The sequence below is a fragment of the Afipia birgiae 34632 genome (assembly GCF_000308295.2).
Taxonomy (GTDB): Bacteria; Pseudomonadota; Alphaproteobacteria; order Rhizobiales; family Xanthobacteraceae; genus Afipia; species Afipia birgiae.
In genome coordinates, this window is record NZ_HG326654.1 from 862,509 (window position 1) to 887,541 (window position 25,033).

The 25,033-nt window shown below is 63.2% G+C and carries 18 protein-coding genes; 11 read left to right on the forward strand and 7 right to left on the reverse strand.

The window, feature by feature from the left end:
• Window positions 1-435 (reverse strand): TadE/TadG family type IV pilus assembly protein, encoded by a 435-nt coding sequence (locus tag BN32_RS22800; protein WP_040427493.1) that lies wholly within the window; start codon window positions 433-435, stop codon window positions 1-3.
• Window positions 436-647: 212 nt separating this feature from the next.
• On the opposite strand from BN32_RS22800, the gene aptA reads away from it, so the two are divergent.
• The 3 genes from aptA to BN32_RS22815 all read left to right on the forward strand — a co-directional run bounded on the left by aptA (window position 648) and on the right by BN32_RS22815 (window position 4,534).
• Window positions 648-1,991, forward strand: a complete 1,344-nt coding sequence (aptA, locus tag BN32_RS22805) for an omega-aminotransferase AptA (protein ID WP_019195686.1) — start codon at window positions 648-650, stop codon at window positions 1,989-1,991.
• A gap of 192 nt (window positions 1,992-2,183) precedes the next feature.
• On the forward strand, window positions 2,184-3,629 hold the full coding sequence (locus tag BN32_RS22810) for an EAL domain-containing protein (protein ID WP_019195685.1): 1,446 nt from the start codon (window positions 2,184-2,186) through the stop codon (window positions 3,627-3,629).
• Window positions 3,630-3,661: 32 nt separating this feature from the next.
• Window positions 3,662-4,534, forward strand: a complete 873-nt coding sequence (locus BN32_RS22815; protein ID WP_019195684.1) for a TIGR01459 family HAD-type hydrolase — start codon at window positions 3,662-3,664, stop codon at window positions 4,532-4,534.
• Between the two features lie 81 nt (window positions 4,535-4,615).
• Here BN32_RS22815 and BN32_RS22820 read toward each other — a convergent pair whose 3' ends face one another.
• Both BN32_RS22820 and BN32_RS22825 read right to left on the reverse strand, forming a co-directional pair.
• The gene (locus tag BN32_RS22820) at window positions 4,616-5,326 is read right to left on the reverse strand and encodes a thioesterase domain-containing protein (RefSeq protein WP_156947014.1); all 711 of its coding nucleotides are present in this window, start codon (window positions 5,324-5,326) and stop codon (window positions 4,616-4,618) included.
• A 166-nt stretch (window positions 5,327-5,492) separates the two neighbouring features.
• Window positions 5,493-5,888: a response regulator gene (locus tag BN32_RS22825; protein ID WP_002713246.1), complete on the reverse strand. Its 396-nt coding sequence runs from the start codon at window positions 5,886-5,888 to the stop codon at window positions 5,493-5,495.
• Between the two features lie 236 nt (window positions 5,889-6,124).
• On the opposite strand from BN32_RS22825, the gene BN32_RS22830 reads away from it, so the two are divergent.
• The 6 genes from BN32_RS22830 to BN32_RS22855 all read left to right on the forward strand — a co-directional run bounded on the left by BN32_RS22830 (window position 6,125) and on the right by BN32_RS22855 (window position 14,605).
• The gene (locus tag BN32_RS22830; protein WP_040427495.1) at window positions 6,125-7,099 is read left to right on the forward strand and encodes a bifunctional riboflavin kinase/FAD synthetase; all 975 of its coding nucleotides are present in this window, start codon (window positions 6,125-6,127) and stop codon (window positions 7,097-7,099) included.
• Between the two features lie 197 nt (window positions 7,100-7,296).
• Entirely contained in the window at window positions 7,297-10,287 is a 2,991-nt protein-coding gene (gene ileS / locus BN32_RS22835; protein ID WP_019195681.1) for an isoleucine--tRNA ligase, read from the forward strand.
• Entirely contained in the window at window positions 10,284-10,784 is a 501-nt protein-coding gene (gene lspA, locus BN32_RS22840) for a signal peptidase II (protein WP_040427496.1), read from the forward strand. Before ileS ends, lspA begins: the two co-directional genes overlap by 4 nt.
• Before the next feature lie 115 nt (window positions 10,785-10,899).
• Window positions 10,900-11,622 (forward strand): hypothetical protein, encoded by a 723-nt coding sequence (locus BN32_RS22845; protein WP_019195679.1) that lies wholly within the window; start codon window positions 10,900-10,902, stop codon window positions 11,620-11,622.
• Window positions 11,623-11,840: 218 nt separating this feature from the next.
• Window positions 11,841-13,235 (forward strand): M16 family metallopeptidase, encoded by a 1,395-nt coding sequence (locus BN32_RS22850; protein ID WP_040427257.1) that lies wholly within the window; start codon window positions 11,841-11,843, stop codon window positions 13,233-13,235.
• A complete protein-coding gene (locus BN32_RS22855; RefSeq protein WP_019195677.1) occupies window positions 13,232-14,605 on the forward strand; it encodes a M16 family metallopeptidase in 1,374 nt (457 codons plus the stop codon). The genes BN32_RS22850 and BN32_RS22855 overlap by 4 nt, the downstream gene beginning before the upstream one ends.
• 12 nt (window positions 14,606-14,617) lie before the next feature.
• On the opposite strand, the gene BN32_RS22860 is transcribed toward BN32_RS22855, so the two are convergent.
• The 3 genes from BN32_RS22860 to BN32_RS22870 all read right to left on the reverse strand — a co-directional run bounded on the left by BN32_RS22860 (window position 14,618) and on the right by BN32_RS22870 (window position 18,077).
• Window positions 14,618-15,292: a hypothetical protein gene (locus tag BN32_RS22860; protein WP_019195676.1), complete on the reverse strand. Its 675-nt coding sequence runs from the start codon at window positions 15,290-15,292 to the stop codon at window positions 14,618-14,620.
• Between the two features lie 163 nt (window positions 15,293-15,455).
• Complete coding sequence (locus tag BN32_RS22865) at window positions 15,456-16,856, reverse strand: selenium-binding protein SBP56-related protein (protein ID WP_040427259.1); 1,401 nt, start codon at window positions 16,854-16,856, stop codon at window positions 15,456-15,458.
• Between the two features lie 273 nt (window positions 16,857-17,129).
• Complete coding sequence (locus tag BN32_RS22870) at window positions 17,130-18,077, reverse strand: alpha/beta fold hydrolase (protein ID WP_019195674.1); 948 nt, start codon at window positions 18,075-18,077, stop codon at window positions 17,130-17,132.
• A 296-nt stretch (window positions 18,078-18,373) separates the two neighbouring features.
• On the opposite strand from BN32_RS22870, the gene BN32_RS22875 reads away from it, so the two are divergent.
• On the forward strand, window positions 18,374-18,826 hold the full coding sequence (locus tag BN32_RS22875) for an Hsp20 family protein (RefSeq protein ID WP_019195673.1): 453 nt from the start codon (window positions 18,374-18,376) through the stop codon (window positions 18,824-18,826).
• Window positions 18,827-18,905: 79 nt separating this feature from the next.
• On the opposite strand, the gene BN32_RS22880 is transcribed toward BN32_RS22875, so the two are convergent.
• Complete coding sequence (locus tag BN32_RS22880; RefSeq protein WP_040427261.1) at window positions 18,906-19,796, reverse strand: hypothetical protein; 891 nt, start codon at window positions 19,794-19,796, stop codon at window positions 18,906-18,908.
• A 443-nt stretch (window positions 19,797-20,239) separates the two neighbouring features.
• On the opposite strand from BN32_RS22880, the gene gltB reads away from it, so the two are divergent.
• Complete coding sequence (gltB, locus tag BN32_RS22885; RefSeq protein ID WP_019195671.1) at window positions 20,240-24,958, forward strand: glutamate synthase large subunit; 4,719 nt, start codon at window positions 20,240-20,242, stop codon at window positions 24,956-24,958.
• The last annotated feature ends 75 nt before the right edge of the window (window positions 24,959-25,033 follow it).

Sequence of the window (25,033 nt, forward strand, 5' to 3'; positions counted from 1 at the left end):
TCAGTATCCTCCGCGCGGAATCGCGGCCGAGCGCACGATGGCCGGGGACGGCGCCGGAACGAAAGTCGGCAGCGAATAGATGAACATGCCGGAGGCGTCGTAATTGACGGTGACGACGAACACGTTGGCGTCGGCACCGGATGTCGCCGCGTTGACGGTCAGATGCACGGGATTGATCAGCGGATACGATTTGGCGTTGCCGGTGATGTAGCTGTTGGCGAGCGTGCTGCGTTCGCTTTCATTCAGCCCGGCGACGGAAGACCGCGCGGCTTCGGCGGCCAGTTGCTGCACGCCGTGAATGACCGCGAGATACGAGCCGTACATGAGGATGCCGAACACCATCATCAGAAACACCGGCGCGATGATCGCGAACTCGACCGCGATCGCGCCGTCGCGCGCGGCGAGAAATTTTCCGGCAGTGGTTCTGTTGAGCATGGCGCGGGCCCGTTTCATGACGGGCATTTGCGCACACAACTTTTAAGGGCACACTAATTCATAAAACAACTATAAGGTGTATTATCCTGCGATGGCGCTACGTGAAATCACCTATGGGCGACCATGCGTCACGATGCGTTCCGGACAACGCCGGAAACTGATAGGCTCTTCTTCCAAGAAAGAAACTTGCTCCTTGCCGGAAGGAAAGTCCCTTGAATATTCAACACCCTCGCCCGACCGTTGCGACGCCGAACGATCTCGATGCTTTCTGGATGCCGTTTACGGCTAACCGGGCGTTCAAGGCCCGCCCGCGCATGCTCGCCGGCGCCAAGGACATGCATTACTTCACCACCGACGGCCGCAACATTCTCGACGGCGCCGCAGGCATGTGGTGCAGCAACGCCGGCCACAGCCGCGATCCGATCGTGAGCGCGATCCAGAAGCAGGCCGCGACCCTCGACTACGCGCCGCCGTTCCAGTTCGGCCATCCGCAGGCCTTCGAGCTCGCCAGCCGCATCGCCGCGCTGGCGCCGAAGGGCCTCGAGCATGTGTTCTTCTGCAACTCCGGTTCGGAAGCGGTCGATACCGCGCTGAAGGTGGCGCTTGCCTATCACAACGGCCGCGGTGAAGCGGGACGCACCCGGCTGATCGGCCGTGAGCGCGGCTATCACGGCGTCGGCTTCGGCGGTATTTCCGTCGGCGGCATGGTCAACAACCGCAAGATGTTCGGCACGCTGCTGACCGGCGTCGACCATCTGCCGACCACCTATGACCGCGAGAAGATGGCCTTCTCCAAGGGCGAGCCGGAATGGGGCGCGCACCTTGCCGACGAACTGGAACGCATTGTCGGAATTCATGGCCCCGGCACCGTCGCCGCCGTCATCGTCGAACCGATGGCCGGCTCCACCGGCGTGGTGGTGACGCCGAAGGGCTATCTCGAACGGCTGCGGGCGATCTGCGACAAGCACGGTATCCTGCTGATCTTCGACGAGGTCATCACCGGCTACGGCCGCCTCGGCTACGCCTTCGCAGCGGAGCGTTACGGCGTGCTGCCCGACATGATCACCTTTGCCAAGGGCATTACCAACGGCGCCGTGCCGATGGGCGGCGTCCTGATCCGCGACGAGATCTACGATTCCTTCATGAAGGGACCGGATCACGTCATCGAGCTGTTCCACGGATATACCTACTCGGCGCATCCGCTGGCCTGTGCGGCCGGTCTCGCCACCCTCGACGTTTACCGTGACGAAGGCCTGTTCGAACGGGCCAAGACGATGGAGCCGAAATGGGCCGACGCCGTGATGGGCCTGCGCAAGGAGCCGAACGTGGTGGACATCCGCACCGTCGGCATCACCGCGGGGATCGACCTTGCGCCCAACAAGGACGGCCCCGGCAAGCGCGGCTTCGAAGCGCTCGACTCAGCGTTCCACGACCATGACCTGATGATCCGGGTGGCGGGCGATACCCTCTGTCTGACCCCGCCGCTGATCGTCTCGGAAAGCCAGGTCGGCGAGATCATGGACAAGGTCGCCAAGGTGATCCGCGCGGTGGCGTGATTTTCACTTCACCTCTTCCCGTTTAGGGGAGAGGCTGGCGCGTAGCGCCGGGTGAGGGGCGACTTCTTTGGTCCCACAGCCCCTCACCCCACCCCTCTCCCCGCAAGCGGGGAGAGAGAGCGATGAGCAACAACTTCGCGCCGAATCAAACTTGATGCTAAGCTCAGCCCCGTTCGGGGTTGGGCAGGCTTTATGATCCGCATTTCGACGATTTTCATCGCCATCTGCATGGTGCTGATCGCAGCGTCGCTCGGCCTGATGCTGTATTCGCTGGCGGGACTCACCGTTTCCGAATCCGCGATCGTTGCGCTGACGGCGCTGACCTTCCTGATCCTCTACAATGCGGTGTCGATGCGGCTGCGCGACCGCACCGATGTCGGCAGCCAGATCGCCGATCTCTCGCGCGGCACCGCAGACCTCGCGCGGCAAGTCGCCGAATTCGGACGCCGCATGAGCGCGATCGAGGCTCGCCTCTCGGCGACGGATGCCAACGGACAGGAACGCATTCAGACGGTGGCCAGCGAAATCAGCGAGCTCGGATCGCTGGTCAAGCAGCTGGCCTCGTCCGTCGCAGCCCATGACGATGTTCTCGCCAGCGCAGCGACCACCGTCCGGCAGGCCGCCGAACCGGCGGCCGCTCAGGTGGCGAATGAAACAACACCAGCGCCATTGCCTGCGCAGACGACAAGCACAAGTGTACCTGCGGCCGAAGCACCGCCGCCGCCTGCCAATCCGACCAACGCGCAGCTTCTCGTCGCGGTGAGAAACGCCATCGAAGCCAACCGCATCGATCTGTTCCTGCAGCCGATGGTGACGCTGCCCCAGCGCAAGGTACGGTTCTATGAGGCGGTGGCGCGGCTGCGCGACGACAAGGAACAGTTGCTGACCGCGAACGATTTCGTCGGCACGGCTGAAGCCGCCGGCCTGATGGGCCAGGTCGATCACACCGTCATGCTCCGCTGCGTGCAGGTGCTGCGGCGGCTGATGGTGCGCTCGAAGGACGTCGGCGTCTTCTGCAACGTCTCGGGCGTGACGCTGAGCAATCCGTCAGTGTTCGGCCAGTGTCGCGATTTTCTCGAAGCGAACAGAATCCTGGCGCCATCGCTGGTTCTCGAATTCAAGCAGAGCACGTTCCGCCATCTCGGCCCGGTGGAGAGCGAGCATCTCGCCTCGCTGCAGAGGCTCGGCTACGGCTTCTCGATCGACAACGTTACTGACTTGCGGCTCGATCCGCGCGAACTCGCCGACCGCGGCGTCAAGTTCATCAAGGTCCCGGCGACGATGTTGCTCGACCAGAAGCAGCTCTCGACTGCCGACATTCATGCCGCCGACCTGTCCGACCTGCTGGGGCGCTTCGGCATCGATCTGGTCGCCGAGCGGATCGAGGGCGAGCGCGCCGTTGTCGATCTGCTGGATTACGATGTCCGCTTCGGCCAGGGCTTCCTGTTCGCTCCGCCCCGCCCGCTGCGCCCGGAAGGCGCAGCCTCCCCGGCGGAACCCGCCCCTTCGGCGGCTTCAACGGTTGACGCACCGGCCCGGAAAGAAGAAAAAGCCGACGCCAAATTCGACGCGAGAGCCGAGGCTCCCCGCGTGACCGGCAATGCCGCGCTGGCGCGCCGAGCGTCCGCGCAGAATTAGCCAAAGCCTCCACACAGAAGTGATCCGTTCCCATGACTCTGCCTGACGTTACTGCCTTGCGTTTCGCCGACCGTTTGCACGATCTCACGAAAGACGTGGACGTCATCCTCAGCGACGTCTGGGGCGTGATCCACGACGGCGTTCATGGATTTCCCGAGGCCTGCAAGGCGCTGCAAACGTTCCGCGCGCAGGGCGGCACGGTGATCATGATCACCAACGCACCGCGCCCGGCCGACTCCGTACAGCGCCAGCTACGCAAGATGGACATTTCCGACGAGACCTACGACGCCATTGTGTCGTCCGGCGACCTGACGCGCAGCTTCGTTGCCTCGCGCCTCGAACAGCCGCTGCTGCAAATCGGACCGGAGCGCGACAACCCGATGTTCCGCGGCCTCGACGTCAAGTTCACGACGCTCGAGAACGCCGAATACATTGTCTGCACCGGTCCTTACGACGACGAGGTCGAGACCGAGGAAAACTATCGCGGCATGATGGAAGAGGCGCTCAAGCGCAATCTCACCCTCGTCTGCGCCAACCCGGACATGGTGGTCGAACGCGGTCATCGCCTGATCACCTGCGCGGGCGCCATCGCCGAACTCTATCGCAGCCTCGGCGGCGAGGTGATCTTCTACGGCAAGCCGCACCGGCCGATCTACGACCGCGCGCTTGAACTCGCGGCGGAAAAGCGCGGCGGCGCGACGCCCTCCAGCCGCATCCTTGCGATCGGGGATTCCGTGCGCACCGATCTCACCGGCGCAAACCTGATGGGGCTGGATTGCCTGTTCCTGACCCGCGGCATCCATTCGGCGGATTTCGAAGGCCTCGATATTGCGGACGAATTCGCGGTCCGGCGGCCGTTCGGCGAGAACAAGCCGCCCCGCGTGCTGATGCGCGATCTAAAGTGAGCGCGACAGATTCTCTCGGCCAGCTTCCGGACTGATCTGCTTCAGCGTCGATGAAACCCAATCAGCCCTCAAAGCGGGACGCTACCTTCCGAGAGCCCTGATTCGTCCGATCACCATCGCATGCAGGTTCGGCAGGTCATCGACGTCCGAATGGCTGATATTCGGATCGGAGATGTAGAAATTCGTGAGCTGGCCGCGAAATCCGGGACCGCGTGTAATCTGGACGCCAGCGCTCTTGTACAGGTTCAGGACGCGCCCGACGTTGGCGCTTGCCGCATGAGATGACGTGCCGTCAAAAGGAACAATCAACGCAACGGGCACGCCCTGACGGCCGAGATAGTCGCCCATTTCCATGATGGCATCCGCGCCAAAGGAGTGACCGATCAGCACGATGGGTCCGCGGCGTCCGGCTTTGTATCCCGCGGCAATCTGATCCGCCAGCGACCGCCATTCCGTGTGGTTGATCACCGTCACGGAAATGCCGCGGCTATTGAGCTTGGTGGCCAGGGTGTCCATTCCCAACGAGAAAACGTTCAGGAACCCGCGCACCAAATACACCTGCGGGCCAGAGCGTGTTTGCACATGAGACTGCGGCGATACGTTTGTGCGGGCGGCGACCTGCTGGCTGACCGCGTACTGGCTGCCGCTAAAATAAAATATCGCAGCAACCGCCGTGGCTGCCGCAGAAATCCAAGGTCTTTTCATGATCAAATCGATGCCCCCCGTTATCAATCTCAAGGCGCAATGCCCACGTTGAGGCATCAGGCCGAACCTGGGCCGCAAGAGCAACACCGATCATGGTCAAAATGTCGGGAAGCTGTGCACTACCCCGGATGCGTGGCAGATTTGCTGCATTCCTGCGCAATGAGCGATCCGGGCGATCCGTCTTGATACTGCAAAAACGTCATCGCCCGCGACAGGCGCGGGCGATGTGAAATCTAAGAACAGTGGCGCGGGCTTACGCCGGCACGTTGTCCGGGAATACCGCTTCGATCTTGGTCTTCAGCGTCGCGGCATTGAACGGCTTGACGATGTAGTTGTTCACGCCGGCCTTCTTGGCGGCGATCACGTTCTCCGTCTTCGATTCAGCCGTGATCATGATGAAAGGCGTGGTGGCGAGATTCGGATCGCTGCGCACTTCCTTGAGCAGGTCGTATCCGGTCATCGGCTCCATGTTCCAGTCGGAGATCACGAGGCCGTACTTCTTGCCGCGCATCTTGTTCAGGGCTGCGGAGCCGTCGCTGGCGTCATCGATGTTCTCGAAACCAAGTTGCTTGAGCAGATTGCGGATAATTCGGATCATCGTGTTGTAGTCATCCACAACCAGAACCGGCATCGACAAATCCATGGCCATCGCTGATTTTCTCCCTCGAACGCAGCAACCGGCGTGCGTTATCAACCACTTTGCGAGTGTCTTCTGACATCGCAGTCGGGGCGAACCTAGCATCGGCTGCTTAAACAGCCCGTTAATCCGACCGCTTCGGGATTATCTTAAGTTGCGCCGTTAAGGTCCGATTCAGCAGCTTGACTCCGTTGGCGGACCGGGGTCAGGTCCGGGCCGATTTCTCCAATGTCTTCCTCCCGGACCTCATGACGACACGTTTTTCCGTCATTCGTGACACCACGCCCGCCAGCGCAATCACCAAGGGCGCAGTGGTGGCGATGGGCAACTTTGATGGCGTTCATCTCGGCCATCGGGTGGTGATTTCCGCAGCCATCGACATGGCGCGCAAGCACGGCAAGCCGGCCTACGCCGTGACCTTCGAGCCGCATCCGCGCAGTTTTTTCAGCCCCAACACGCCGCAATTCAGGCTGAGCGACGAAGCCGCGAAACTGCGCCTGCTCGCCGGGACCGGCCTCGACGGCGCCGTTGTGATGACGTTCGACGGCACACGCGCCGGCACCAGCGCTCAGGATTTCATTAACCACGATCTCATCGGCCGGCTCGGAATCAGCGGGATCGCCGTCGGTTACGACTTCCACTTCGGCAAGGGCCGCGCCGGATCGCCGTCGCTGCTCGCCTCCGAAGCGCCGCGGCTCGGCATCGAGGTCCACATCCAGTCCCACGTCGATATCCTGGATCGTCCGGTGTCATCGAGCGCCATCCGCATGGCGCTGGCCGAGGGCCAGGTGACCGAGGCGACCGCCATGCTGGGCGAGCCGTGGTTCGTTTCCGGCCAAGTGATCCACGGCGAGAAACGCGGCCGCGACCTCGGCTATCCCACCGCCAACATCCGCCTCGACAAGCATTGCGGCCTCAAGCACGGCATCTATGCGGTGCGGGCCGGCATCGGCGACAAGCGGATCGACGGCGTCGCCTCGTTCGGCCGCCGCCCGACCTTCGACAACGGCGCGCCGCTGCTGGAAGTGTTCCTGTTCGATTTCAAGGGCGACCTTTACGGCCAGCGGCTGGATGTCGCATTCATCGGCTTCATCCGCGACGAACTGAAGTTCGACGGCATCGACGCGCTGGTGCGCCAGATGGACAACGATTCGGCCCGTGCCCGCGCGGCCCTCGCCGCGGCGCCGGCCGCGTTTCCGAAACTCGGAATTGTCGCGGATTGAGCGGCTTGCGGGCCTTTCCGATGCCACCCATGCCTGCTATCTAGGCCCCATGTTGGCGCAGCGCACCAGAATAGGCATTAGCGGCCCGGCTTCCGTCTGAGCATCACGCTCGGCGCAAGACCGGGATCGATTTCATCGCTGCGAAGCGAATGTCAAATCCACCACACCAGCGCCATTCGAGCCAAGCCAGAGCATTCATGTCCGACAAGCCCCAAAAGCCCGTTGCCTCCAAAGCCGACGGCAACGATTACTCCAGCACTCTTTATCTGCCGCAGACAGATTTCCCGATGCGCGCGGGCCTGCCCCAGCGCGAACCGGAAATTCTGGCGCGATGGAACGCCATCGACCTGTACGGCAAGCTGCGCGAGACCGCCAAGGACCGCGCGAAATTCGTGCTGCACGACGGCCCGCCCTACGCCAACGGCAACATCCATATCGGCCACGCGCTCAACAAGATCCTCAAGGACGTGGTGACGCGCAGCCAGCAGATGCTGGGCTTCGATTCCAACTACGTGCCGGGCTGGGACTGCCACGGCCTGCCGATCGAATGGAAGATCGAGGAGCAGTACCGCGCCAAGGGCAAGAACAAGGACGCGGTGCCGATCGTCGAATTCCGCCAAGAGTGCCGGGCGTTCGCGCAGAAGTGGGTCGACATCCAGCGCGAGGAATTCAAACGCCTCGGCGTGGTCGGCGACTGGTCGCATCCCTACACGACGATGAGCTTCCCGGCGGAAGCGCAGATCGCGCGCGAGCTGATGAAGTTCGCCGCCAACGGCACGCTCTATCGCGGCTCCAAGCCGGTGATGTGGTCGGTCGTGGAAAAGACCGCGCTCGCCGAAGCCGAGATCGAGTACGAGGACTACACCTCGGACACGGTCTGGGTGAAGTTTCCGGTCAATGCCGCCCATGGCCGTCTCGCCAAGGCGTCGGTTGTGATCTGGACCACCACGCCATGGACGCTGCCCGGCAACCGCGCCATCAGTTTCTCGCCGAAGATTTCCTATGGCCTCTACAAGATCACCGACGCGCCCGCCGACAACTGGGCCAAGACCGGCGATCTCCTGATCCTTGCCGACAAGCTGGCTGAGGATGTGTTCAAGCAGGCGCGCGTCACGTCGTATGAGAAAGCCGGCGAGGTTTCGGCCGACATTCTCGATGCGATCGAGTGCAGTCATCCGTTGAAAGGCCTTGCAGGCGGTTATGAGTTTACCGTGCCCCTGCTCGCCGGCGATCACGTCACCGACGACACCGGCACCGGCTTCGTGCACACCGCGCCCGGTCACGGCCGCGAGGACTTCGATATCTGGACCGCGAATGCGCGCGAGCTGGAAGCGCGCGGCATCAGCTCGGTAATCCCCTATACCGTCGATGCCGACGGAGCGTTCACCGAGCAGGCGCCGGGCCTCACCGGCAAGCGCGTGCTCAACGACAAGGGCGAAAAGGGCGACGCCAACGAGACCGTCATCAAGGCGCTGGTCGAGCGCGGCATGCTGCTCGCGCGCGGCCGCCTCAAGCACCAGTATCCGCATTCGTGGCGTTCAAAGAAGCCGGTGATCTATCGCAACACCCCGCAATGGTTCATCGCGATGGACAAGGATATCTCGGACAACGGCAAGGCCAAGTCCGGCGACACCCTGCGCGCCCGCGCGTTGCAGGCCATCAGTGTCACCCGCTGGGTGCCCGAGCAGGGCCAGAACCGCATCACCGGCATGATCGCAGGCCGCCCGGACTGGGTGATCTCGCGTCAGCGCGCGTGGGGCGTGCCCATCACGGTCTTTGTGCGCGAAAAGGGCGACGGCTCGGCCGAAATCCTTCAGGACGAGGCCGTCAACAAACGCATCGCCGACGCCTTCGAGACCGAAGGCGCGGATGCGTGGTATGTCGAAGGTGCGCGCGAGCGTTTCCTCGGATCGCACGCGAATGAAGAGTGGAAGAAGGTCGACGACATCTGCGACGTCTGGTTCGACTCTGGCTCGACCCATGCCTTCGTGCTGGAAGACCCGGTGCATTTCCCCGGCCTCGCCGGCATCAAGCGCAAGGTCGACGGCGGCAACGACACCGTCATGTATCTCGAAGGAAGTGACCAGCATCGCGGCTGGTTTCATTCGTCGCTGCTGGAAAGCTGCGGCACCCGCGGCCGTGCGCCCTATGACGTGGTGCTGACCCACGGCTTCACGCTCGACGAGAACGGCCGCAAGATGTCGAAGTCGCTCGGCAACACCACCGAGCCGCAAAAGGTCATCAAGGATTCCGGGGCGGATATCCTGCGGCTGTGGGTCTGCGCCACCGATTACGCCGACGACCAGCGCATCGGCCCGGAGATCCTCAAGAACACCATCGAAACGTATCGCAAACTGCGCAACACGCTGCGCTGGATGCTGGGCACGCTGCATCACTTCAAGCGCAGCGACGCCGTCTCCTTCAGCGAGATGCCGGAACTCGAGCAGCTGATGCTGCATCGGCTGTCCGAGGTCGATGCGATCGTTCGTCCCGCCTATGCGAACTTCGACTACAAAACGGTGATCGCGACGCTGGCGAATTTCATGAACACCGAACTGTCGGCGTTCTATTTCGACATCCGCAAGGACACGCTGTATTGTGATCCGCCGTCGTCGCTCGCCCGCAAGGCCGCGCTGACCACCGTGGACATTCTCTGTGACGCGATCCTGAAATGGCTCGCGCCCGCCATCAGCTTCACCGCCGACGAGGCATGGCAGATGTATCGCCCCGACGCCGAGCCGTCGGTGCATCTGACCACGTTCCGCGACGACCTCGATCGTTTCGGCAACGAGGCCTTAGCGAAGAAGTGGGAGACCATCCGGGATGTCCGCCGTGTCGTCACCGGCGCGCTGGAAGTCGAGCGCGCGGCCAAGCGCATCGGCTCCTCGCTGGAAGCCTCGCCGCTGGTTTACGTCTCCGACAAGGCGGTGTTCGCGACCCTGTTCGATATTGATCTCGCTGAAGTCTGCATTACCTCGAACGCCATGGTCACCAACGAGGACCCGCCTGCGGGTGCGTTCACGCTGAACGATGTGCCGGGCGTCGCGGTCGTCGTGGAGAAGGCCGCCGGCACCAAATGCGCGCGGTCGTGGAAGATCCTGCCGACGGTTGGCGACGATCCCGAATATCCCGATGTGTCGCCCCGCGATGCCGAAGCGCTGCGGGAATGGAAGGCGCTCAGCGCGTGAGTCCCCTCCTCCGCTCCGGATTGATCGCCGCCGTCGCAGCCCTCGTGCTCGATCAGGCTTCGAAACTCTGGCTGCTGCGCGTGTACGAACTCGGCCCGCGCGGCACGGTGCAGGTGACGCCATTCTTCGATCTGGTGCTCGCCTGGAATACCGGCATCAGCTACGGCTGGTTCCAGGATGCCGGTCCAGTCGGCCAGGCCGCCCTGCTGGCGTTCAAGGCCGCCGCGATCCTTATGCTGGGCATCTGGATGGCGAAATCCGGCACCCGGCTTGCGACCATCGGTCTCGGGCTCATCATCGGCGGCGCCATCGGCAATGCCATCGACAGGCTGGCCTACGGCGCTGTGGTCGATTTCGCCCTGTTTCACATCCAGATCGGCGAGAAAACCTACAACTGGTACGTGTTTAACCTTGCCGACGTGGCCATCGTTGCCGGGGTTGCCGCCCTCCTGTATGACTCGTTTGTAACCCCGGATGCCGCAAAAAGGCCCCGATAACCGGGGATACGCTTTGCAGGTTTTTGGCCATTTGCCTTCCGGCAATCTGGCTTGCAGCGCAACGGTTTGCGGCGATATGGCCGCGCCCGTGGACAACGGATCAGGATGAACGCAAATGACGGGCGGCATCGGTTCAGGTTTGCATCTCTCATCACGCCTCTCGACGCGCGCCTTTCGGGTTGCCGCCGTCCTGCTGGGCGTCGGCCTGTTGCTGGCGACCGGCCCCGTTCGCGCCCAGGATGCGGACGAAGATGACGGCAAGACCTTCGAAGAAAGGCTGATGGACAACCTGATGAGCGGCCTCGGCGGCAAGAAGCTCGAAGACGGCTCCATCGAGTACCGCGAGCGCTCGCCGCTGGTGGTTCCTTCCAAGATCGATCTTCCTCCGCCCCAGACCGGCAAGGCGAAACTGGCGCCGAACTGGCCGAAGGATCCGGACGTGGCCGAGCGCGCGGCCGCGCGCGAACGGGCCAAGCAGAAAGCGATGAGCCCGGAAGAAGCGCGCATGCCGCTGATGCCGAGCGAACTCAACAAACGCGTTCCGCGCAGCAAGACCGCGGAAAGCAATGCGCCTGGCGGCAACAATTCGAATTCCCCGCTGATGATGCTGCCTTCTGAACTCGGATATAACGGCGGGCTTTTCTCGAACCCGTTCGGCGGCAGCACGAAGACCGAAACCGAGAAATTCACCTCCGAACCCGAACGTACCGAACTCACGCAGCCTCCGAGCGGTTACCAGACTCCGTCGTCCAACTACGCCTATGGCGTCGGCCAATTGAAGCCGCCGAAGGAAAAGTGCGACGCCGCCAGCGGCCGGTGCGAAAAGACCTGGGACTGACGACCTTGGGATTGAAGACCTTGGGATTAAGGTCTGGATTGAACTTGGGCTGAACTTCCTTGGGCTGAACTTCCTGGCCGCGCCGTCAATGGTCGCGGCCCCATGATCGCGGTCCGCCACGGGTGTTTTCGAGGTACGATCGTTTCAGGTCCCGCAGTGTCGCCTCTCGCGGATTTGAATGTTTCCCGGGCGATAAATCTGCGATCCGGTAAAACACCATGACAGCTTTCCGCCTCTCCATGACCCGGGCCTTCGCTGCGCTCGGCATTCTGTTCGCGCCGGCAGCGATCAACACCGCAACGGCGCAGACCGCAACCGCGCCGGCGACCTTCACGCTCAGCAACGGCCTTCACGTCGTGGTCATTCCCGACCGCCGCACGCCGGTGGTCACCCAGATGATCTGGTACAAGGTCGGCTCCGCCGACGAGACGCCGGGCAAGTCAGGCTTGGCGCATTTTCTCGAACACCTGATGTTCAAGGGCACCGCCGCGCATCCGGCCGGCGAATTCTCTCAACTCATCTCGCGCATCGGCGGCAACGAGAACGCCTTTACCTCCTACGACTACACCGCCTATTACCAGCGCGTGTCGCGCGACCAGCTCGCGACCATGATGGCGTTCGAGGCCGACCGCATGACCGGCCTCATTCTCAAGGACGAAAATGTGCTGCCGGAGCGCGACGTGGTGCTCGAAGAGTACAACATGCGCGTCGGCAACAGCCCCGATGCGCGGCTGACCGAGCAGATCATGGCGGCGCTGTATCTCAACCATCCCTATGGCCGCCCGGTGATCGGCTGGCATCAGGAGATCGAGAAGCTCAACCGCGAGGATGCGCTCGCCTTCTACAAGCGCTTTTACGCGCCGAACAACGCGACCCTTGTGCTCGCCGGCGATGTCAGCGTGGACGAGGTTCGCCCGATGGTCGAGGCCGCCTACGGCAAGATTCCGCCGCAGCCCGCGATTCCGCCGCAGCGGATCAGGCCGCAGGAGCCTACCCCTGCCGGGCCGCGCACTGTCACGCTGGCCGATCCGCGCGTCGAGCAGCCGAGCGTGCGCCGCTACTATCTCGTGCCGTCGTCGGTGACCGCGGCCCCGGCGCAAGGCGCCGCGCTCGAAGTGCTGGCGCAACTGATGGGCACCGGCAGCAACTCGCTGCTGTATCGCGCGCTGGTGGTGGACAAGCCGCTCGCGGTCAGCGCCGGTGCCTGGTACCAGGGCACGGGCGTCGATCCGACCCAGTTCGGGATTTCCGCCTCGCCTAAACCCGGCGTTGAATTTCCGCAGGTCGAGCAGGCGATCGACGAGGTGATCGCCAAGCTGGCGCAGACTCCTGTGCCCGCCGAAGAGCTCGAGCGCATCAAGACCCAGATGATCGCTCAGGCCGTTTATGCGCAGGACAGCCAGACCACGCTGGCGCGCTGGTACGGCGCCGCCATTACCGTCGGCCTCAGCGTCGATGACGTCCGGGCGTGGCCCGACCGTATCCGCGCGGTCACCGCCGAGCAGGTGCGCGAGGCCGCGCAGACATGGCTCGACAAGAAACGATCCGCCACCGGCTACCTGATCAAGGAACCGGGCGCGACAACCGCAAAGCGCGAGGAGAAACGTTCGTGATCGTCACTCGCCGCCAACTGCCATCGCTCGCCGCCGCCGTTCTTGCTGCCGCCGCTTCACTCGCGGCATCCGTGACGCCGGTTTCCGCCGCCGCAAAAGTTCAGCGCGTGATGTCGCCCGGCGGCATCGAAGCCTGGTTCGTGCAGGACGCGACCGTGCCGCTGGTGGCGATGGAATATGCCTTCGCCGGCGGCTCGTCGCAGGACCCTGCCGACAAGCCCGGCACCGGATCGTTCACCGCCAACATGCTCGACGAAGGCGCCGCCGATCTGGATTCGAAAACTTTCCACGAACGCCTCGAACGGCGCGCCATCGAAATGAGCTTTTCAGTGACCCGCGATCATCTGCGCGGTTCGATGCGGATGCTGAAGGAAAACAGCGACGAGGCGTTCGGTCTGCTGAAGCTGGCCCTGACCGCCGCACGGTTCGACAACGAACCGCTGGAGCGCGTCCGCGCCCAGATGCTGTCGACCGCACGCCGCGAGACCACCAATCCGGTATCGATCGCCGGCCGCAAGTTCTGGGAGCAGGCCTACGGCACGCATCCCTATGCGCGCCCGCCGAACGGCACACTCGAAAGTCTCCCCGTTATCCAGTCCGCCGACCTGAAGGATTACGCGCGGCGCATTATCGCCAGGGACGCGCTGAAGATCGCGGTCGTCGGCGACATCACGCCCGAAGCGCTCGGCAAACTGCTCGACGACACGTTCGGTACGCTGCCCGCAAAGGGCGACCTGACGCCGGTCCCTGCGGTGGAAGCCGCCAGGCCGCCGCTGCAAACGTCGGCCATCGTGGACGTACCGCAGACGTCGGTGAATTTCGGCGGGCCGGGCGTCGCGCGCAACGACCCCGACTTCATGGCCGCCTACATCGTCAACCACATTCTCGGCGGCGGCACGCTGTCAACGCGGCTCTACAAGGAAGTCCGCGAAAAGCGCGGACTGGTCTATTCGGTGTCGCAATCGCTGATCTGGATGAAGAAGTCATCGCTGTTCGCGGGCTCTACCGCGACCCGCGCCGACAAGGCGAAGGAGACGCTGGACACCATCACCAGCGAAATCGCGCGCATGGGCAATGAAGGCCCGACGCAGAAGGAACTCGACGAAGCCAAGTCCTATCTCAAAGGCTCGCAGATGCTGGCGCTCGACACCTCATCGAAATTCGCCACCGCGCTGCTTCAATACCAGCTCGACGAGCTCGGCATCGATTACATCGAGAAGCGCAATGCCATCGTTGATGCGGTCACGCTGGAAGATACCAAGAGGGTCGCGAAACGCATCTGGGGTCAGGGGCTGCTGAGCGTCAACGTCGGCCGCGCGGCACAGGCGGCGGCGCAACCGGCGACAGGCGTCGGGCCGAAGGCGAACTAGGCCGTCGGCAACCTAATGGTGCTCCGCGAGATTGATCGCGAGCGCCAGCACCCCCACCAGAATGAGACTGGCGGCCCATACCGCATCAAGATTGAACCAGCTTCGCGACACGAATCTGAGTCCGAGATAGCGATAGACGAGCCATGCCGACAATCCGCCGGCGGCAATCATCGCAGCCGAGTGGACAAAGGCGACCAGCACTGCCGTGCCGAGATTTGCGCCAATAAGAACGCTTGTCGCAGCGTGTCCATTGTCCAACTCGGCGGCACGGCAGAGTCCGAGATAGATCGGAACCAGCATCAGCCCGGCGCCGTGAGCTATCGCGACGACAAAAGACCAGAGCCCGAGTTGCGTCGGCCGTATCCGGGCCAGCGCCCGCGGGTGTCGCCGGTAGATGAGCCGGAAAATCCCGAACCCGATCACCAGAAGACTTGCGCCGATCTGAATCTGCCGTTGCCATTCGACCAGCGCCGCGAGCACGGCGAAAGGAAGAACGATCAGCAGCACGGCCAGCAGATGGCCGATCGTGAGCGGCCACAGCGCCGCGATCAGGGCGCGCGTGCTTTTGTCCATGAGCCCGGCTGAAACCGCCAGCGGCCAGCCCATGCCCGGATTCACTCCGTGATAGATGCCGCTCACGACAACAGCGAGCCAAAGTCCCGCCGGTGTCCAGTCCGCAGCACTCAAAGCTAGTGTCCTGAATCCGAAGTTCGCATCATTTCACAGCACCTCCCATAGCGAACTTCGGATTCAAAAGGACACTAGCAACCTATAATTCTAGTGTGGCTTTGGTTCGCAAGTCCGCAAATGGACGTGCCGAGAAAATGTTGCGGACTTGCGAACCGCCACACTAAACCGACGGATAGCAGAACGAATCCGTCGAGCAGTCGCCGCCATCGAGCCGGATTTGATGCGCGCGGTAGCCGTCGGGGAAGTTCAGCCAGTAGTCTTTTGCGAGTTCGAGACCGCCGCCCGGTTTCACATTGGCCATGACCTCGGCGCCCGGGATGCCGTCGGGATAGAATTGATCATCCCATGTCGAATAGAGCGAGTTGGTCCAGTACACGCGCTTGCCGTCCCGGCTGATCTCAACCATCTGCGGTCCGCCGGCATACGCCTTGCCGTTGGGATGAGGCGTGCGTCGCGCGATGCCGCCGATGTGCACGGAGCCCACGAGCTTCGGCTTTCTCGGATCGCTGACATCGTACTGACGCATCTCGCCCGTTCCCCAGCACGACACATAGAGAAACCTGTCATCCATGGAGAGATCGATATCGCTCACCAGCGGCGGCACTGCGCCAAAGCCCTGCAGAGGCGGCGGAAGCTTTTCCTTCGGCGCCGGTTCAGCCGGAATCGTCGCCGTCTTTTCGATGTGAAACTTTCCGCCCTCGCGCCACCAGGTCCAGATCGAGCCTTCGAGGTTGGTGGTATCGACCACGACGCCAAGGAAGCCATATTCGCGAACCGGGTCGTGGGCGGGACGCACCTCAAGTGCCATTTGATGGTTGGCGCCGAGATCGATCGTCTGGACATTGCGCCGGGCCCGCAGATCCCAGAAGTGGATTCGGTGGCCATACTTGTTGGACAGCAGGTCCTCGGCCACGAGCCCGTTCTCGAACTGCGGCGGCAGTGCCCATTCGCTGGTGACCATGTAGTCGCGCGGCAGGTTCCACCAGAAATCATAGTGCAGCGTCTGCGGTCCCCGATCGATCTCCCAGCGCCCGAGAACGTCAAAGGTCTCGCAGTCCATGATGAAAACGCCGGGCGGCCCGTCGGTGCCGTCCTTGCCGCCACCGCCAAGCGTGCTGACGTAAATGCCTTCCGGCCCGCAATGAACCGTGTGAGGCCGCGAGTAGCCGGTCTTTTTGAAAATCTCTTCGGGCTCGATGATCTTGTGAATCTTAGCCTTGGTCGGATCGGGTTTGGTGTCCACGATGTAAATGCGTGAGGACCGGATTCCGGGAATGATCAGAAAGCGCCGTTCGACGAATGCATGACCCGTGAGAGGCGACAAGGCCGACGAGCAGGCGTTCCAGCCGAAATGATGAAACTCGTCGCCCTTGTTCGGCATCGTCACCATGTGAACGACCTGACTGTAGCTGGGCGAGCCCGGCTTGACGTCGATCACTGCCAGCGCATCGGGCTTCGAGAAATCAGGGCTGAGCAGCAAGGTGTAAGCGAAGTTCTCGGGGGGCGCTTCCATCGCAAGCTTCGGTGATGCATGGAAGGTCGGATCGGGCCTCATCGTCATCGCACTACCTCCTGTGTCGACCCGCAGCGCGAAGCATACGGAAACGAGTTTGCAGAAAGAGAATGACCTGTTGAGCGCTTAGCGAGCAGCGGCTGGTCCGCTGCCAAGCAGCATAGCATCGCACGAACACGGCCCCGAAAAAATCCCCGCAATGAGGGTTCCATCCGGCCGCGACCGTTTGTCCCAAGTAGCTCCCCCAGGAAATTCCCGAGAAATTCCCAAGCTTGATCGGCGCGATAACGGCTTCCGGCTTCTGGCCGAAATGGCGCCGGCCTAACCGAACAGCGGTGTGCCAGGCACGAAGGCGTCGAACGCCGCCCAGAACTGCTGCCGGTAACGATCCTGCTCCTGCAGGATTTCGTGCCTCGAGCCCGCGATCACCAGATGCGATCCGGCGCGCAGGTGATAGGCGAATTCCTCGATGGCGGCGGTCGAGACGACGGTGTCGCTGCTCGCGGCCATCATCAGGATCGGCAGCCTGATCTGCGACGGATAACGCGCCTCGCGGAATTCAACGATTGCCCGGAACGCACTGTCGGCCCACGCCACCGTCGGCGACGCGATGCCGAGCGTCGGATCTTCCTCGATGATCGCGGCATTGCGCGCATAGCGCACCGGGTCCGACGTCACCGGATTGTTGACGAAACTATTTGTCCCGGTGAGTTCGCCGTTGCCGCCGGGAACGTAGTTGCCGCCCATGCCGAGCCAGCGCAGCGTGCGCACGAAAATCCGCGTCGGCAATTTGGTGGCGTAGCCGGGCAGATCGATCATCGGCGCGGACAGCACGATGCGGTCGAACCAGCGCTTGCCGGCATGCGCCACCCGCAGCAGCACAGCGCCGCCCATCGAATGCGCCAGCGCATAATACGGCGGCGGACAGTCCGGCAGCATCACCTGCTGCACGAAGGTTTCGACATCGACTTCGAAGTCGGAAAACCTGTGAACGTATCCCTTGCGGGGGTCGCGCAGTTGCCGCGACGAATGCCCCTGCCCGCGCCAGTCGATCATCGCCACCGCAAAGCCGCGCTCCCGCAATTCGCGCACGGTCTCGAAATATTTCTCGATGCTTTCGCCGCGACCGGTGAAGACACAGACCGTGCCCTTGCGGTTGGCGGGCGGCTGCCACCGCGCAAAGCGCAACTCGGCGCCATCAGGCGTCTTGATGGTGCCTGAGACGACGTTGTCGGGAACGGGATTGGCGGGAATGGAGACGAGCGTCATGGGGGGCCGATCAGCCAAAAGGAATCATCAAATTCGGAAAGGATATTGCTGACAAAAAGAGGGGCCGGGAACCCTCTTGAACGTCACGAGGGCCCTCCCATATCAGTTTCGTGCAGGCCAGTTAAGGCTGCACGCAGAACGAAAACCCGGCCCGATGGCGGGTTGTCTGCTCTTTTCAAAAGAGTGGCGCGTTGTGCATGCGAGACGGTCTTCAGGGCGTTGCTCACGCGAGCGCTGCCAAAGATGTTGTCTGTCCCGCCTGGAAACGCGCTGGTCGCTCACTTTGGAGGACTACCATGCGTACGTTTGACCTGACCCCCTTCTATCGTTCCACCGTCGGTTTTGACCGCCTGTTTTCGCTGCTCGATCAGGCGAACGGCGACGGCTCGGGCTATCCGCCCTACAACATCGAGCGCACCGGCGAGAACAATTTCCGTATTTCGGTCGCTGTCTCCGGCTTTTCGCAGAATGAAATCTCGATCGTCGCCAAGGAAAACACCCTGACGATCAAGGGCGAGAAAGCCGCCAACGAAAACGGCCAGTCCGGCGAAGTGCTTTATCGCGGCATCGCGTCGCGCGCCTTCGAGCGCCAGTTCCAGCTTGCCGACTTCGTGCAGGTGAAGAACGCCTCGCTCGAGAACGGCCTGCTCCACGTCGATCTCGTCCGCGAGATTCCTGAAGCGAAAAAGCCGCGCCAGATTCCGATCACCACCCCGGCGCCGCAGGTGACCGAGCAGGTCGCGGCCTAAGCCACCGGCTTATCGAACCTCCTGAAACTACCAGCGCCCCGGTGCCCCCGGGGCGTTTTTTTGTCTGCGAATAGCGCCCTCACTCCAGCGGCTGAACGTCGGGCATCGCCTGCGTCGGCCACAATTTCAGCGTGGCCGGCGAAGCTGCGGGTGGCGAAGCCGCGCCAACTGTCGTCACCGCCGGCGTGGCTTCCGCCGCAACCGGCTTCGCCGCCGCCGCGGGCTCAGCGACGGGCGCGGCCGCCTGCTGCGCGGGAGCCGCAGTCTGCGGCGTGGTCGCGGTGCCAGCCGGCGATGGTTGTGCGGTTTGGGTTGCGGCCTTTGGCGCAGGACGCCGCGCCGTCTTCGGCACCGGGTTCGGCGGGCGCGGCACGTGACGCAGATCGAGCAGCGATCCGCGCCGGTTTTCATAACCCGCATAGGTTGCAGGCGGCGGTCCGGGCGGGCCGTAGGTCTCCATCATGCGCTCGTCGACGGCCTGAGCCGGAATGAAGCGCATGATCTGCCCGGTGCGGGCGTCGATGATCAGGCGGCCGTCTTCACCGTGCCGGTCGAGCGCCGCAATGGTGTAGATCCAGCCGCGCTGGGTGACTCGGCCGAGCGGCGAGTAGCCACTCGCGCGCAAAACCGTCACGACCTGTTCAGGCGGCAGCATCGGCCGCGGCGCGCGCTCATGGCGCGCCGAGGGGATCGCCGCGTGAGCCCCCGAGCCATAACGCCCGGGACGATAGGAATCAGCATAGGGCCGTTGTGGATAAGACCGTTCCTCATAGCGCTCGATGTAACGTCCCTCGGGCGGCGGCAGCCGGCCATCGTCCTCCAGGATCCGCGGCATCGGGATCCGGATGTCGCCCACCACCGGAAAATCATCGCCGGCGCGCGCCGGAGGCCCCAGAAGTGTAACCGCGGCGAGTATTGCGCCTGCGGCGACGGCCCGCCCGGCCAATGGTCCCCTCGAAAACAATGTCATCGCGCGTGGCCTCCCATCCCGTGTCCCAAAACCGTCTTCCGGCTCCCCGAAATCAGGGGTTAACAGTCGTTTCCGAATTCGGCGGAGCTTGGACCGGACGGCGGCGGGATTGCCTCAATCCTGGGGCGTTGCATGGCGGCGCTGACCCATCGGGACAGGGACTCTCACGCGCTTGTGTGATAGGAAAAAGTTTGGCAATCTCGGCGGTAGGACAGGACTGCTGTCCCAATTTCCGGGTATTCTCGGCATGGCGTTTGCAGCGCCCGGAAGGCAGGCAGGCCGCACGGCAGCCGGAAACGGCGCGCGCGAGCTGCAATTTCTATAGCGAGGCTCGTGACAGCGCGAGCGGTGGCCCCAGGGATTCCCCAAGGGTACCGCGAACGCCGAAGCTGCGGCCAAAATGGGTTAAAATAGACTGCCTCTAAAGAGGCGTGAGGATGAGAATGAGCGGTTCAGACTTCGAGCGTGACGCAATCAAAGATGATTTCCCGGCAGCTGATCCGGGCTCGAACTACCGTGAGCATAACTGGCGTCCAGCTGCTGAAGGTCTATACGACCCCACCCTTGAAAAAGACTCGTGCGGCGTCGGCTTCATCGCCAACATCAAGGGCAAGAAATCGCACCAGATCGTGTCCGACGCGATCAACATTCTTTGCAATCTGGAACATCGCGGCGCTGTAGGCGCCGATCCGCGCGCCGGTGACGGCGCAGGAATCCTCGTGCAGATTCCGCACGCATTCTTTTCGCGCAAGGCGAAGGAAGCCGGCTTCACGCTCCCTGCCCCCGGCCAGTACGCCGTCGGCGCGCTGTTCATGCCGCGCGAGAAGCCCTGGCGCGAAGTCATCAAGAGCATCATCGCCGACAAGATCAAGTCCGAAGGCCTGCTGCTGCTGGGCTGGCGCGACGTTCCGACCGACAACGCCTCGCTCGGCGAGACCGTGAAGCCGACCGAACCGAACTGCATGCAGGTGTTCATCGGCTGCGGCGACTGCGCTGACGAGGAAGATTTCGAACGCCGGCTCTATATCCTGCGCAAGGCGATCTCGAACGCGATCTATCAGCGCCGCGAACGCGCGCTCGCCGGTTACTATCCGGTGTCGATGTCCTGCCGCACCGTGGTCTACAAGGGCATGTTCCTCGCCGACCAGCTCGGCAAGTACTATCCCGACCTGCACGAGCCGGATTTCGAATCCGCTTTGGCGCTGGTGCATCAGCGCTTCTCAACCAACACCTTCCCGGCGTGGTCGCTGGCGCATCCCTACCGCATGGTCGCGCACAACGGCGAGATCAACACGCTGCGTGGCAACGTAAACTGGATGGCGGCGCGTCAGGCGTCGGTGTCGTCCGAGAAATTCGGTGACGACATCGAGAAGCTGTGGCCGATTTCCTATGAGGGCCAGTCCGACACCGCCTGCTTCGATAACGCGCTCGAATTCCTTGTGCAGGGCGGCTACTCGCTGTCGCATGCAATGATGATGCTCGTTCCCGAGGCGTGGTCCGGCAATCCGCTGATGAGCGAAGAGCGCCGTTCCTTCTACGAGTATCACGCAGCACTGATGGAGCCGTGGGACGGCCCCGCTGCGATTGCTTTCACCGACGGCCGCCAGATCGGCGCGACGCTCGACCGCAACGGCCTGCGCCCGGCGCGCTATCTCGTCACCAAGGATGACCGCATCCTGATGGCGTCGGAAATGGGCGTGCTGCCTATTCCGGAAGACCAGATCATCACCAAGTGGCGTCTGCAGCCCGGCAAGATGCTGCTGGTCGATCTCGAGGAAGGCCGGCTCATTCCCGACGACGAGATCAAGGCGGAACTGGCCAAGAGCCATCCTTATCGCGAGTGGCTTGACCGCACCCAGATCGTGCTCGAGGAAATGAAGGACGCGCCCGCCAAGGCGATGCGCTCGAACCTGTCGCTGCTCGATCGCCAGCAGGCGTTCGGCTATTCGCAGGAAGACCTCGCCGTCCTGATGACGCCGATGGCCTCCACCGGCGAGGAAGCCGCGGGCTCGATGGGCACCGACACGCCGTTGTCGGCGCTGTCGAGCAAGCCGAAGTCGCTGTTCACCTACTTCAAGCAGAACTTCGCACAGGTCACCAACCCGCCGATCGATCCGATCCGCGAAGAACTGGTGATGAGCCTCGTCTCGATCATCGGCCCGCGCCCGAACCTGTTCGACATCGAAGGCCTGTCCAAGACCAAGCGCCTTGAAGTGCGTCAGCCGATCCTGACCGACGCGGATCTGGAAAAGATCCGCTCGATCTCGGACGTCGCGGACAATCACTTCAAGTCACGCGCGCTCGACACCACGTTCCACGCCGGCCTCGGCGCTTCGGGCATGGAGCAGGTACTGGAAGAGTTGTGCGGCCGCGCCGAAGCTGCGGTGCGCGAAGGCGTCAACATCATCATTCTGTCGGACCGCGCCGCGGGCTCCGACCGGATTCCGATTCCGTCACTACTGGCCTGCGCCGCCGTACATCATCATCTGATCCGCGTCGGCCTGCGCACGTCGGTCGGCCTCGTGGTCGAATCCGGCGAACCGCGCGAAGTGCATCACTTCGCCTGCCTTGCCGGCTACGGCGCCGAAGCGATCAATCCCTATCTGGCGTTCGAGTCCATCATCGCGATGAAGGAGCAACTGCCGGTCAAGCTCGACGACAAGGAAATCGTCAAGCGCTACATCAAGTCGATCGGCAAGGGCCTGCTCAAGGTCATGTCGAAGATGGGCATCTCGACCTATCAATCCTATTGCGGCGCGCAGATTTTCGACGCCGTCGGCCTGAAGGCGGAGTTCGTCGCGAAGTACTTCGCCGGCACCCATACCCGCATCGAGGGCGTCGGCCTGGCCGAAATCGCCGAGGAAACCGCGCGCCGTCACACCGACGCGTTCGGCGACGCGCAGGTCTACAAGACCGCGCTCGATGTCGGCGGCGAATATGCCTTCCGCTCGCGCGGTGAGGACCATGCCTGGAACGCCGAAACCGTATCTCTGCTCCAGCATGCGGTACGCGGCAATTCGCAGGACCGCTATCGTGCGTTCGCGAAGGTGCTGAACGAGCAGGCCGAAAAGCTGCTGACGCTGCGCGGCCTGTTCAAACTCAAGACTGCCGAGGACGACAAGCGCAAGCCGGTGCCGCTCGATGAAGTCGAGCCCGCCAAGGAGATCGTCAAGCGCTTTGCCACCGGCGCGATGTCGTTCGGCTCGATTTCGCGCGAGGCCCACACCACGCTTGCGATCGCGATGAACCGCATCGGCGGCAAGTCCAACACCGGCGAAGGCGGCGAGGAAGCGGATCGCTTCAAGCCGATGGCGAACGGCGATTCGATGCGCTCGGCCATCAAGCAGGTGGCGTCGGGGCGTTTCGGCGTGACGACGGAATACCTCGTCAACTCCGACATGATGCAGATCAAGATGGCGCAGGGCGCAAAGCCCGGCGAAGGCGGCCAGTTGCCCGGCCACAAGGTCGACGCGACCATCGCCAAGGTGCGTCACTCGACCCCGGGCGTCGGCCTGATCTCGCCGCCGCCGCATCACGACATCTACTCGATCGAAGATCTCGCGCAGCTGATTTACGACCTGAAGAACGTCAATCCGGACGGCGCGGTGTCGGTCAAGCTCGTCTCCGAAATCGGAGTCGGCACGGTTGCCGCCGGCGTCGCCAAGGCGCGCGCGGATCACGTCACCATCGCGGGCTTCGAAGGCGGCACGGGTGCATCGCCGCTCACCTCGATCAAGCACGCCGGTTCGCCATGGGAAATCGGCCTCGCCGAAACCCACCAGACCCTGGTGCGCGAGCGGCTGCGCAGCCGCATCGTCGTTCAGGTCGACGGCGGTTTCCGCACCGGACGCGACGTCGTGATCGGCGCGCTGCTCGGCGCGGACGAAATGGGCTTCGCCACCGCGCCGCTGATCGCGGCGGGCTGCATCATGATGCGCAAGTGCCATCTCAACACCTGCCCGGTCGGCGTCGCCACGCAGGACCCGGTGCTGCGCAAGCGCTTCACCGGCCAGCCCGAGCACGTCATCAACTACTTCTTCTTCGTCGCCGAGGAAGTCCGCGAGATCATGGCCTCGCTCGGCTACCGCACCTTCCAGGAGATGGTCGGCCAGAGCCAGATGCTCGACCAGTCGACACTGGTGGCGCACTGGAAGGCCAAGGGCCTCGACTTCTCGAAGCTGTTCTTCAAGCAGAAGGCCCTGCCCGGCCAGAAAATCTATCACGCCGAGGCGCAGAACCATCATCTGGACAGCGTGCTCGACCGCACCCTGATCAAGGAAGCGCAGGCGGCGATCGACCGCGGCGCGCCGGTGAAGATCGAGGCGGAAATCCACAACACCGACCGCAGCGCAGGCGCGATGCTGTCCGGCCTAGTGGCCAAGACCTATGGCCACACCGGCCTGCCGCTCGACACCATCCATGTCAGCCTCAAGGGCACGGCAGGTCAGGCGTTCGGCGCGTGGCTGGCGCGTGGCGTCACTCTCGATCTCGAGGGCGAAGGCAACGACTACGTCGGCAAGGGTCTGTCGGGCGGACGCATCATCGTCCGGCCGCCGAAGATTTCGGGCATCGTGCCGGAAGAGTCGATCATCGTCGGCAACACCGTGATGTACGGCGCCATCGAAGGCGAATGCTACTTCCAGGGCGTCGCCGGCGAGCGCTTCGCGGTCCGCAACTCCGGCGCGATCGCCGTGGTCGAGGGCGCGGGCGATCATTGCTGCGAATACATGACCGGCGGCATCGTCGTCGTGCTCGGCAAGACGGGACGCAACTTCGCGGCGGGCATGTCCGGCGGCGTGGCTTACGTCATCGACGAGGACAACACGTTCGAGAAACGCTGCAACATGGCGATGGTCGAGCTGGAGCCGGTCCTGTCCGAGGAAATGGTCAACGCGAACGCGTTCCATTCGTCGGGCGATCTTGAGGCGCATGGCCGGGTCGACGTGTTCTCGAACCTGCTCGGCGAGGATGTCGAACGGCTGCACATCCTGATCACCCGGCACGCCAAGCTCACCGGCTCGGCGCGGGCGCAGCACATCCTTGCGAACTGGAAGACGTATCTGCCGATGTTCCGCAAGGTGATGCCGGTCGAATACCGCCGCGCGCTGAAAGAAATGAAATCGCGCGAGCCGGACGAGCCGCTGATTGCGATCGGCGCGTAATCTGGCCGCCCGTCACCCTGAGGTGCGAGCCGCATTGCGGCGAGCCTCGAAGGGCGATGGGGATGAAAACTGGTC